The 11859-nt window shown below is 42.9% G+C and carries 12 protein-coding genes; 5 read left to right on the top strand and 7 right to left on the bottom strand.

Going from position 1 to position 11859, the window contains the following annotated elements:
• Positions 1–13: 13 nt before the first annotated feature.
• Both K1F36_RS04660 and K1F36_RS04655 read right to left on the bottom strand, forming a co-directional pair.
• Positions 14–451 carry a deoxycytidylate deaminase gene (locus K1F36_RS04660; RefSeq protein WP_207031406.1) on the bottom strand — a complete coding sequence of 146 codons (438 nt, stop codon included), beginning with the start codon at positions 449–451 and terminating at the stop codon, positions 14–16.
• A gap of 85 nt (positions 452–536) precedes the next feature.
• Complete coding sequence (locus K1F36_RS04655; protein WP_220112744.1) at positions 537–1121, bottom strand: HupE/UreJ family protein; 585 nt, start codon at positions 1119–1121, stop codon at positions 537–539.
• A gap of 239 nt (positions 1122–1360) precedes the next feature.
• Here K1F36_RS04655 and K1F36_RS04650 point away from each other — a divergent pair, with 239 nt between their 5' ends.
• Positions 1361–2515 (top strand): PepSY-associated TM helix domain-containing protein, encoded by a 1155-nt coding sequence (locus K1F36_RS04650; protein WP_220112743.1) that lies wholly within the window; start codon positions 1361–1363, stop codon positions 2513–2515.
• On the opposite strand, the gene K1F36_RS04645 is transcribed toward K1F36_RS04650, so the two are convergent.
• Positions 2512–3249: a TerB family tellurite resistance protein gene (locus K1F36_RS04645; protein ID WP_220112742.1), complete on the bottom strand. Its 738-nt coding sequence runs from the start codon at positions 3247–3249 to the stop codon at positions 2512–2514. The genes K1F36_RS04650 and K1F36_RS04645 overlap by 4 nt on opposite strands.
• Before the next feature lie 122 nt (positions 3250–3371).
• Here K1F36_RS04645 and K1F36_RS04640 point away from each other — a divergent pair, with 122 nt between their 5' ends.
• From K1F36_RS04640 to K1F36_RS04625, 4 genes are all read left to right on the top strand, one after another.
• Positions 3372–3782: a BrxA/BrxB family bacilliredoxin gene (locus K1F36_RS04640; RefSeq protein WP_014032829.1), complete on the top strand. Its 411-nt coding sequence runs from the start codon at positions 3372–3374 to the stop codon at positions 3780–3782.
• Between the two features lie 78 nt (positions 3783–3860).
• The gene (locus K1F36_RS04635; RefSeq protein WP_220112741.1) at positions 3861–4595 is read left to right on the top strand and encodes a lysophospholipid acyltransferase family protein; all 735 of its coding nucleotides are present in this window, start codon (positions 3861–3863) and stop codon (positions 4593–4595) included.
• Positions 4595–5254 carry an HD domain-containing protein gene (locus K1F36_RS04630; protein WP_220112740.1) on the top strand — a complete coding sequence of 220 codons (660 nt, stop codon included), beginning with the start codon at positions 4595–4597 and terminating at the stop codon, positions 5252–5254. Before K1F36_RS04635 ends, K1F36_RS04630 begins: the two co-directional genes overlap by 1 nt.
• Positions 5255–5318: 64 nt before the next feature.
• On the top strand, positions 5319–6743 hold the full coding sequence (locus tag K1F36_RS04625) for a Gfo/Idh/MocA family protein (protein ID WP_220112739.1): 1425 nt from the start codon (positions 5319–5321) through the stop codon (positions 6741–6743).
• A 113-nt stretch (positions 6744–6856) separates the two neighbouring features.
• Here the strand turns inward: K1F36_RS04625 and K1F36_RS04620 are convergent, their stop codons facing one another.
• From K1F36_RS04620 to K1F36_RS04605, 4 genes are all read right to left on the bottom strand, one after another.
• Positions 6857–7930 (bottom strand): PA0069 family radical SAM protein, encoded by a 1074-nt coding sequence (locus K1F36_RS04620; RefSeq protein ID WP_220112738.1) that lies wholly within the window; start codon positions 7928–7930, stop codon positions 6857–6859.
• Between the two features lie 108 nt (positions 7931–8038).
• The gene (locus K1F36_RS04615; protein WP_220112737.1) at positions 8039–9592 is read right to left on the bottom strand and encodes a hypothetical protein; all 1554 of its coding nucleotides are present in this window, start codon (positions 9590–9592) and stop codon (positions 8039–8041) included.
• Positions 9593–9616: 24 nt separating this feature from the next.
• Complete coding sequence (locus K1F36_RS04610; protein WP_220112736.1) at positions 9617–10399, bottom strand: enoyl-CoA hydratase/isomerase family protein; 783 nt, start codon at positions 10397–10399, stop codon at positions 9617–9619.
• A 39-nt stretch (positions 10400–10438) separates the two neighbouring features.
• The gene (locus K1F36_RS04605; protein ID WP_220112814.1) at positions 10439–11854 is read right to left on the bottom strand and encodes a sensor histidine kinase; all 1416 of its coding nucleotides are present in this window, start codon (positions 11852–11854) and stop codon (positions 10439–10441) included.
• Between the last annotated feature and the right edge of the window lie 5 nt (positions 11855–11859).

Below are 11859 nucleotides of genomic sequence, written 5' to 3'. Positions count from 1 at the left end.
TAGCAATATGGTCTTAAACCATTTCTTCCAGAACTGGCAAATGAACAATCTCCACACCTGCCCTTTCCAGAAATTTTATTCCAGAGTCATCTTTATATGCACTCTGGTATACCACACGTTTTATGCCAGCTTGGTGCACTAGCTTGCTGCACTCCCTGCATGGGGACAATGTGATATATAATGTGGCACCCTCGCAAGACTGCGTTGAAGAGGCGACTTTAAGAATTGCATTGGCTTCAGCGTGAAGGACATACCATTTGGTGTACCCTTCCTCATCTTCACAATAATTTTCAAATCCTGTTGGGGTACCATTGTACCCATCGGAAATGATCATCCTGTCCTTAACTATAATAGCTCCGACCTGCCTTCTTTTACAATACGATAATTTCCCCCATTCTTGGGCCATCCTCAAATAGGCTTTATCGTACTTTTCTTGTTTGCTCGCCTTCATAAATCAAAAAAACGCTGATAATTAAATAAATATACCTGCTTTGATAGACCCTCACAACCTTCTTCAATAAATTTTAACTAAGGGCCTATATGGGGAACGTTGCTATGAGCAAGGGTATTGTAATGGCTATGATCAAAATTGAAGCGACCGTAATATAAATAGACCGTTTTACCTTCAAAAGACCTAAAACTACATAGGCAATAGCCAACACAACCAATATGATGGTCACTTGCGATAATTCTATACCGGTCGCAAAACCTAATAGAGGGGTAATCTTGTCCTCTTCTTCGGCCATCAACATCTTAAAATAGTTGGAAAATCCAAAACCGTGTATCAAACCAAAAAAAGCTGTGGACAAAATATGCAGAAAAAGACCAATATCTAGGGATTCTTTGAACACATACGCAAAATTGAACAAGGCCGTAAGCAAAATGGTGACCGGTATCAAAAACTCAATAAGACCAACATCTGCCGTAGCCACCTCATACACGGACAATGCCAACGATGTACAATGGGCAATGGTGAAAATAGTGGCCAAGACCAGTACCTTTTTCCAACTTTTAAAAGTGAACGGAACTGCAAGGGCCGACAAGAATAAGATATGATCGTAGGCTCCAAAATCCAAAACATGGGTAAGTCCCAATTTTATGTAGAACAGAAATTCTTGCATGAAGTTTTGTTTTCAAATTTACCAATAAAAAACATTTCCTCATCCAAAAGCCGGTAAACACCTTGGAATTTATTTTAAATTAATCCAAATAATGATTCTGTTTTAGGGACCAGCCATTATATTTGCGAAAATTGGATTTCAACATTAAATCAATTAAACGATTGAACAGATGTGCAGTCGTATACCGGAATTTGATTCATTTAATCCAGTTGAAATAACATGAGCGCTTAATAATCGGTATGGGAAAAAATAAGAAATACGGAATCAGAGACTTTATCAACGACGTTCACCTATGGTTGGGGCTCGTTAGCGGTATCATTTTGTTCTTGGTCTGCCTAAGCGGAACAATTCTAACTTTTGAGGAAGAAATCGAGGGCTGGTTCAAAAAGGACATGAAGGTTGAGGCCGTAGGAACCAAAAAATCAATTTCCAATTTGATAAATGACCCTGCAATCCAAGAAAAAGGAATTCTCACATCCATCACCATTCCAACCGATGAAACCTCTCCGTATGAATTTTCCATTAAAGAAGACCCCAAGCAGCGAAGGGGAACAACATACGAGATAAACCCTTACACCGCGGAACTTTTAGCCCCTGAAGATACGGGAATAGACAAGTTTATGTTCAGTATGTTCCGTATGCACAGATGGTTAATGATGGACATTAAGTTGGGAAGGCCCATAGTAGGCATTGCCACCATTATTTTTATGATATTGGCCATTTCCGGAATTGTGCTATGGTTCCCTAAAAAGATAAAATGGAAAACCGTGAAAGCTGGCTTTAAGATAAGGACCAATGCCAACTGGAAGCGTATCAATCACGATTTGCACAACACTTTGGGCTTTTATGCCTGTATCTTGATTTTGATTATGGGCATTACAGGCCTCTGCTGGTCGTTCGAAGGTTACAGGGACGGTTTAAGTGTCATTATGGGCACTCGGGTGTTCGGGAACCGTGGTGGAGGTCCGGAAATTGATTTGGAAAGTTTCGACAACGAAAAATCAATCAGCTTGGAAGAAGCCATCGCCCTTGCAAACAGAGAACTGGATTACAAAGGATTCCTATCCATTGGTCTGCCAAGTGATGAGAACCCCATGTACAGTTTTAGAAAACTGGCGGACAATTCTTGGTCAACCATTGCGCAAGACAGACTGCAAATTCATACTTCCGGGGAGGTGGTCAGCAAAGAAATCTATGCGGATAAACCGCTAAACGTTAAAATTGCGTCGGCAATCAAGCCCATCCATACAGGAACCATTTTTGGAACGTTTAGCAAATGGATATACTTCTTGGCCTGCTTGATCGCGACCAGTTTACCCATCACAGGAACTATCATTTACATAAACAAACTTAAAAAGAAGAGTAAGCGAAAAAAGAGTTTGGCCACCGTTTAGGAAATGCCCCTTTCCTTTTGAATGGTCTCGTAGGCCTTTTGTACTTCTTTGAACTTTTCTTCGGCCCCTTTGCGAATGGCCTCATTTTCGGTTACCACGCGGTCGGGATGGTATTTTTTGGCCATATTTCGATACGCCTTTTTCACCTCATCATCGGTAGCGGTCTTCTCGATTTCCAAAATCTTGTACGCGTTGTCCGTAGATTTGATGAACATGGCCATGATGCTCTCAAAATCGTGTTGGTTGACCCGAAAATATCCAGCAATCTCTCTTAATTTTTCAATCTCGGCCTTACTTACCTGTCCATCGGATTGGGCAATACCGAACAAAAAGTGAAGCATTTGCAAGCGAACTTCGTATCGGGTACGCTGCACCATAAAAGTACAGATGCGCTGCGCCGATATCTCCCTCTTTTTAATTACCTCGTTGAAGGTCCTGAAAATGGCGTTCGCTTTTTCTTTGCCATAGGTGCTCAAAAAATATTGTCGCACATAATCGAGCTCCCGCTGGTTCACCTGCCCGTCGGCCTTAATAATGATGGAGCAAAGTGAGAGTAAGTTCAATTCAAAATCGGCCGGGGAAACGGATTGTCGGGTCACATTTTCAAAAATGGAGCCAGTCCTTTTTCCGGAACCTCCAAAATTATCCAGAAAGGTCCCTACGATAAACCCTAATACCGCACCTGGAAATCTAAACATAAAATAACCGAGCAAGGCGGCTATCCACTTGATCATGTTTCAAAATTTAAAGCGCAAAGATAGGGGTTTGATTAACAAACAAAGCTTTATGCAATGTTAACGGTGATGAAAAAATCCTCACAATACCGTATCTTTGTAACATAATCAAAAAGAAGTCTATGTATCCAGAAGAATTGGTAAAACCTATGCGCGAAGACTTGGCCAGTGCCGGGTTTGAAGAACTACATACAAGTGAAGCCGTAAACGAAGCTCTAAAAAAGGATGGAACTACTTTGGTAGTGGTGAATTCGGTTTGTGGTTGTGCCGCAGCGAATGCACGGCCAGCCGCTAAATTGAGCTTGCAAAACAGCAAAACTCCAAACAACTTGGTAACCGTTTTTGCCGGTGTGGACATGGAAGCCGTTGCTACGGCAAGAAATCACATGGTCCCTTTTCCTCCTTCTTCACCAAGTATGGCCCTTTTCAAAGATGGAGAATTGGTTCACATGATCGAAAGGCACCACATTGAAGGTAGACCTGCCGAGCTGATTGCAGAAAACTTGATGGAAGCATACAACGAGCATTGCTAAAATCAGGTAATTTAAGATATGAACACGCCACCCAAATGGGTGGTTTTTTTATTTTTACCTTAATTTAAATATGTATCCGTGCTAAAACTATTGTCTTACCCACTTACCGTTCTATTCTTTTTGCTTTTTGGTCTGGTTCTGGTCATATTCCATCCCATACAATGGTTTTGCCTAAAAGTATTCGGGTACAATGCGCACAAAAAAAGCGTTTCCATATTAAATTGGTTCATTATGCGATGCACCAATGTTCTGGGTACCGGATACCGTTTTATAAACGAACAAAACATTCCCACCGATAGGCCACTGATCATTGTTACCAATCACCAAAGTATGTACGACATTCCTCCCATTATTTGGTACATGCGAAAGCACCACCCCAAGTTTGTGAGTAAAATAGAGCTGGGAAAAGGGATTCCCAGTGTTTCTTATAACTTAAGACATGGTGGTTCTGCCCTGATTGATAGAAAAGACCCTAAACAGTCCATTTCCGAGCTTCAGAAATTGGCCAAGTACATTAATGAGAACAACCGAAGTGCCGTAATTTTCCCCGAGGGTACCCGAAGCAGGGACGGTGTGCCCAAACCATTCAAAACGACCGGGCTTAAAATAATGTTGAAGAATGCTCCTTCGGCCTTGATCGTGCCCATTAGCATCAACAACTCTTGGAAATTGTTGCGTTACGGAAAGTTTCCCATGGGATTGGGTTCCCAGGTTACGTTCGAGGTACATCCTCCCATTGAAAATGAAGGCAAAGCCGATGAACTTATCGCCCAAATAGAAAGCACCATCGTGGGAGGGGTCAATACCAACTAATGAAGGAAACACAACTTATACAACACACCATCGCTTTTGTAAAGGCAGAGCTCCAAGATGCCGAAGGTGGGCACGATTGGTTCCATATTGAGCGTGTTTTCAATACCTCCAATCTACTATTGAAACATGAAGAAGGAAATGCTACGGTCGTAAAATTGGCTGCTTTGCTTCACGATATTGCAGACCCAAAATTCCATGGAGGAGACGAAAGCATTGGGCCAAAAACTGCCAAAAGTTTTCTGGAATCCCTTTCCGTTGATGAGCGGACCATTGACCACGTAGTGAACATCATCAAGCATATGTCCTTTAAAAATAGCCTGGACAAAACCGGAGGATCATTTACCTCTAAAGAGCTTCAAATTGTACAGGATGCCGACCGACTGGATGCCATTGGGGCCATTGGTATTGCCAGAGCGTTCAACTACGGAGGTTTTAAAAATAGGGAACTTCACAATCCGGATGTCCCGCCCAACCTCAACATGAGCAAAGAAGAATACAAAAACTCCAATGCGCCCACCATCAACCATTTTTACGAAAAACTGTTGTTGCTCAAAGATAAAATGAACACCGCTACTGGAAAAAAACTGGCCGAGGCACGTCATCAATTTATGCTGGATTACCTTGACCAGTTTTACAAAGAGTGGAACGGTGATGCATAAAGCATAGGATTTCTCTTCCCCTTTTTTGTATCTTGTGGACTCACATAATATCAAACTAAACATAATGCAAAGAAGAAAATTCATCAGAAATGCCGCCGCTGCTTCGGCAGCATTTTCGATTGTACCCAGTCACGTACTGGGGAAAACCCACATTCCTCCCAGCGATACCCTTTATGTGGCCGGATTTGGAGTCGGCGGAAGGGGAAATTCAGTAATTAATGGCCTGAACGATACCGGAAGAGTGAAATTTGTTGCCTTTTGCGATGTGGATGACCGTCGTGCACAACAAACCTACGAGCAATTCCCTGATGTAAAACGATACAAAGATTTTAGAAAGGTCTTTGATGCGCATTTAGGTGACATCGATGCCATTGCCGTAGCTAGTCCGGACCACACGCATGCGACCATTTCCTTGCCCTTTATGCGCGAGAAAAAACATGCCTACGTGGAAAAACCTCTTACGCACAACATATACGAAGCTCGATTAATGACCCAAGTGGCAAAAGAGCAGGGCATTGTGACCCAAATGGGGAACCAAGGAGCATCCAGTGATGGAAGCAGAATTGCCCGTGAATGGGTAGAATCCGGCATCATTGGAAAAGTACATACCATAGACTGTTGGACCAACCGACCTGTTTGGCCGCAGGGGGTGCCACTGCCCACGAAAAAAGACAGGATTCCCAAAGGATTGGATTGGGACCTTTGGTTGGGCCCTGCAAAAATGAGAGACTACAACGATGCTTATCTACCGTTTAAATGGAGAGGTTTCTGGGATTTCGGAACGGGTGCATTGGGCGACATGGGGTGCCATATTATGGAAACACCCTTTAGCGTACTTGATCTAGGCTATCCTACCGAAGCAGAGGCCAGTTGCACAACGGTTTGGGTGGATGATTTTGTGGAAGCGGATTATAGTCACTCCTGTCCACCTTCTTCTAAAATCCATTTAAAGTTTGAGCACGAAGAACATGGGGACATTGCATTGAATTGGTACGATGGCGGCCTTAAGCCTGACCTACCGGACGAACTAAAAGACGATGAGACCATTGGTGATTCCGGTGGAGGAAGTATTTTTTATGGTGATAAAGGCATTTTGATTTGCGATACCTATTCCCGAAACGCTAGATTGCTCCCTTCCGAAGTGATGGATCTATACAAATCCCCAGCACCGAAATATGATAGGGTACCAGGGGGAATAGATGGCCACTTTGCCAACTTTGTGGATGGTTGCCAGAACGGTACGCCAACTTCTTCCAATTTTGAAAAAGCGGGACGGCTTACAGAGACCGTGTTGATGGGTAACTTGGCAGTAAAGGCCTACCAATACAAAGAACTTAAGGAAGGTAAAAAACTGGGGGATTGGGATCCATATGGTTTTCCTGGTAGAAGAAAGCTTTTCTGGGACGGCGACAATATGAAGATTACCAACTACGATAAAGCCAACGATTGGGTAACCCGCGATTACCGTGATGGCTGGGAATTGAAATAAACTCCCCATAATTATATTAAAATGGCCCAAATTGGGCCATTTTTTGTTTTATCATTCTTGGCAAATACGAATCTTTTACAAGGCGAACATCCTTTTTTTTTGGCCGGTTGAGGCTAAAATAATTTCATCTGGCCGTCTTTGTATTGTTCATGAAGCTCCATGTTCAATCTCGGAAAGTTTCTGTTCTTAAAATATCGTTTCCTTGCAATCTGTGCCATTTCGTGTATTTGCTCGGCAATTTTACCTTCACCCTTGGTTCTTGTTCCAAATCGACTATCGTTGACCGTCCCACCATGGCAATCCTGAATCTGGTGCAGTACCTTCTCCGCCCTGTCCGGCATGGCCTTCTTGATCCAGTCAGAAAAAATCTGTCCAATGGCACCATTGAGCCGTACCACCGTCAATCCAAAAGAAAGCGCTCCATGGTCCGCCACCGCCTTGGCCAAGGGCAATAACTCGTGCGAATTTATTCCCGGAATCATAGGTGCAAGCATGGCGTTAACAGGGATGTTGTTATCGGATAGAACTTGGATGGTTTTAAGCCGCTTTTGGATGGATGCCGTTCTGGGCTCCAGCTTCCGCCTTGTTTTTTCGGACAAAGTTGTAATCGATACATTGACCCCCACCAATTGATGCTCATTAAGTTGCCTTAAAATATCCAAGTCCCGTAACACCAAGGCATTTTTGGTGATGATACCCACGGGATGGCGATACCTTAAAAAAACCTCGAGGCATTTCCGTGTAATCTCGAACTTTTGCTCAGCTGGCTGGTAACAATCCGTATTCCCCGAAAGCACTACGGTATTTGCCTTCCAATTTTTATGTTTGATTTTTGCCTCCAGCAACTCTGGTGCAGATTTCTTCACTAAGATTCTACGCTCAAAATCCAAACCTGCGCTATAGCCCCAATATTCGTGTGTATTCCTGGCATAGCAATAAATACAACCATGCTCGCAACCTTGGTAGGGATTCATGGAATATCCCATGCCCACATCGGGGCTGTCCACTTTGTTAACGATGGTCTTTGGAAAAATGGGTATGTACTGGGTTTTATTGCTTTCGTATTCTTCACCTTCCAATCGACAGAACTCCAAAAAGTCGTCCCGCATTTCGAATACATGCTGCAAAAACCGATTGTCCGTATTCTTTTGAGCTCCCCTTCCCTTCAAGAATTTATTGAATGACATATATTGGATTTATTCCAAATATATGGATTATATCCTAGTCCAATTAAATGGTAATCATAAAAAAAGCCTCCATTGGAGGCCATTACTATCAAACTATGTATTGCTCAACTATTTAAAGCCAACTTTTACGAGTTGCTTTCTGCCTCCTCTTTTGGCATAGAACAACATTTTATCCTCTGCCTCATCCTTTAAGGGTTTGGAAACCATAAGTGGTAACCTGGCCTCTTGCTGATCAATGATTTTTTCATAGTCCATGACCCCATTCTCATCCAACGAGATCATAAACACATTCCTGTTACGGCTAAAGCCCTGTTTAAATATCAAACGTTCGTTGTTGATCAATTGAGGGTTTTCTGCCGCAGTACAGATAAAGAAGTAGGTATTTCCATCCTTACAATACGAGCTGTAGGAAGCGTATGCGCCATCTCCTTGGGTCACTTCTGTTTTGTTGATGTTCCTCGCCCATTCCATATTACCATTTTGATCAAGCTTTACACTGACTATATCGTTATGGTGATAGCGTTCGATTTTGACCCGCTGCCCCGCACCGGTAGTTTCCAAGCCCGAGGTTACGAAGTACTCTTCGGCATTAAAGAATATTTCGTTGTTCTCCGTTACTTCGACATTTTTGAAAACAAGGTTTTTAATGTCCTTATCCTCTTCCCGGCCAAATTTATCATCCATAAATTGCTGCGAAAAGGGATTGTATTTCTGAGAACGAATATCCATTGTGTTCGGATTTACATCAAAATAAACGATGCCATTGTACCTGTTGTCCTTTCTATCGGCATAAAATCCCGTACAGACCAGTTTGTTTTCTATCAAAACGGGGTATAATGCTTCAGGGTATTTTCCTGGGTCCACAAACGACTGTGTCTGGCTCTCACTTTGGGACACTTTTATCAATTCATATTGAAACTTTCTCTCATCGACCCTAAATCTTCGTTTTTTAAAGTAAGCCTTGCCTACTATGTATGCGGTTTGAAGATCATTTGAAAATGCAACGTTCTCAAAAGCATAGTTCTTTTCCTCTACTTCATCCGAAAAATCGAACTCGAACTTTTTATTGAGCGCCGTATCGTACATATGGATCATATGTTTATTGCTTTTGCCCCTTTTGTGATGCGTACTGATCACAAAACCTGTTTTTTCCTCATTAAAAAGGATAGCCGTAGTAAATCCGCGCGAGAAATCACGGTTATAATAATTCTTCCCGACCGGATCATCCACTTTTTCCGAAGCAATGGAGAGCAACTTTTTTTCTTGAAAATTGAAATCGATAATTGGGCTACTGTGCGCCCAATATTCGTATTCACCTCTGTTTGAGTTATAGTTTAGAAACAAAAGATTCAACTGGCCGTTTTTAAGGAATCCATCTACAAAATCAAGGTCCTTGAGTTTATAATTGTACTCTTCCACGAGCTCTAAATCGCTATTGTATTTTTCGATGAGATATCCTTTTGGCTTAAGAATAAGTCCTTGATAGTAGGCGCGCACCAAAATATAGCCCCCGGATTCGTCCTCATCGATGGCCACTAAATTGGAGTAGCGGTAACGGTCCTTGTATTTTTCACCAAAATCGTAAGAAACGGGCATTTTTTGTGCGTTTACGGCCATGCCCGACAGCACAAAGCTAAATAGAAGAAGCAGGTATTTTTTCATGATTAGGCTTGGTTAGGCCAATGGTCAAGATCCAGGGAAATCGGCTTTGCGTTTTTCCAAAAATGCAGAGGTACCTTCTTTAAAATCGTCGGTCCCAAAGCAAGTTCCAAAAGCATCAATTTCCGCCGAATAGCCATCAGCATCATACCTAAAACCAGCATTTACCGCTTTTATTGCATGTTTTATGGCAACGGAGGAATTATTCGATATCCTGCTCGCTATTTTGATGCAAAAAGGCAGGAGTTCCTCGCTGGCCACTACATGGTTCACCAGTCCGTAGCCAAAGGCCTTATCGGAATCTATCATCCCAGCGGTCATGATCATTTCCATGGCCCTGCCCTTGCCCACCAACTGTGGCAAGCGCTGTGTGCCTCCATATCCGGGAACCAGACCCAAGGATACTTCCGGAAGTCCCATTCTGGCATTACTGCTGGCTACCCTAAAATGGCATGCCATGGCCAGTTCCAATCCGCCTCCCAATGCAAATCCATTGATTGCAGCGATAACGGGGGTGGACAGGTTTTCAACGAAATCGAACAGGGTCCGTTGTCCAGTTGCCGCCAATTGTCGTCCCTCCTTTACAGAGAAATCGGCAAATTCAGAAATATCGGCACCTGCCACAAAAGCCTTTTCCCCGCTTCCCGTAATAATGATCACCTTGGTTTCCGGGGCCTCATCCAATTCCTTGAAAGCTACATGTAACTCTTCTATGGTCCTTTTGTTGAGTGCATTGAGCTTTTTGGGCCTATTTATGGTAATAGTGGCCAAATTGTTTTCTTCTTCAATGTAAATGTTTTCATAATCCATATCAATCGCTATTTGGGGCGGCAAGTGTACAAATTGCCGTTATTTCTTCTGTTCCTTGGGAAAATCTATGGTAAATACGGTGCCTTTCCCAACTTTTGAAGTAAAGGTAATGGTTCCTCCATAGTTTTCCACAATGTTCTTTACCATGCCCAACCCTAAGCCAGTTCCACTGGACTTGGTAGTAAACTTGGGCTCAAAAATCCGGTGTTTGTTCTCATCTGGAATACCCAGTCCGTTATCGGCAACAGAAATCTTTACCCGGTCGCCCACCGTTGCCACCGTAACCAAAATCCGTGGAGATTCCACTTCAGGAATGGCCTGAATGGCATTTTTGACCAAATTCGTAATTACCCGAATCAATTGGGTGCGGTCCAATTTGGCCACCAATTCTTCCTCATCGGCTATAAAATGAATATAGTCTTCATTAAAGATCTCCAATGCCAATTTTACCACCTTAACCACATTCAAGGTCTCATTTTGCTGGGCGGGCATGTCCGCAAAACTGGAAAAAGCCGTGGCAATATTGCTCATGGTATCGATTTGTTGGATCAAGGTCTTGGAAAACTCCTTCACCTTTTTCTGTATATCGGGGTCACTGGGATCAAACTTACGCTCAAAACTCTGGACCGTGAGACGAAGGGGCGTTAACGGGTTTTTGATTTCGTGCGCCACTTGCTTGGCCATCTCGCGCCAAGCCTGTTCACGTTCGCTACGTGCCAATTTCACCGCGCTCTCCTCGAGCTCATCGATCATTCGGTTATAGGAATCCACCAGTTTACCAATTTCTTCGCCAGGGCTTTCCAAATAGATTTTCTCGTTCTGACGGGTCAGATTCGTGCGATTCATCTTGTCCGATATGGTCTGAAGGGAACGTGTAATATATTTTGATATAAAATAAGCCAGAACAATGGCCACGAGCAGCATCAGAATATAGACCATGGCCAGCCTAAAAAGAAACTCCTTGAGTTCCATATTATTGAAGGTATTGTCCTCAAAATAAGGAAGGTTCAATATACCGATGGGTTTAAATTTAAGGTCGTAGATATACGTATAGATGGCCTGATAGTTGTCCCCCGCGGCTCTCTTTTCCTCAACAAACTTGGTTTCCCCGCTTTCCCTTAAAAAATTGAGCACTTCGGCGTCCAAACAGGTGGCAATGGTATTCGAATCAAAACTGGGCCTTGAATTTTTGATCAAATTGCCCTCAAGATCATAAATGTTGAAATTTACATTCTGAATGTTCGCGATTTCATAGATCTCCTCGCTAAAAATCAAGTGCAAATTTTCGGTGGTAACAGGATAAGTGGTTTCCTTTAGCGTATAGTTGATACTCTTGATGAGCTGCTCTTCTTTTCGCTCCAACCTTTCTTGGTGATAATCGTTTCCCTGCTCCTTATATTGATAAACGGTGACCCCAGCAATAAGAACAGAAGCCAGCACCACCAGGGTGATCATGGAAA

It is taken from the genome of Flagellimonas abyssi (genome assembly GCF_019457905.1).
In the GTDB taxonomy this organism is placed as follows: Bacteria; Bacteroidota; Bacteroidia; order Flavobacteriales; family Flavobacteriaceae; genus Flagellimonas; species Flagellimonas abyssi.
Note: the sequence above shows the minus strand (reverse complement) of the source record. Positions and strands in the feature narration are given on the sequence as shown.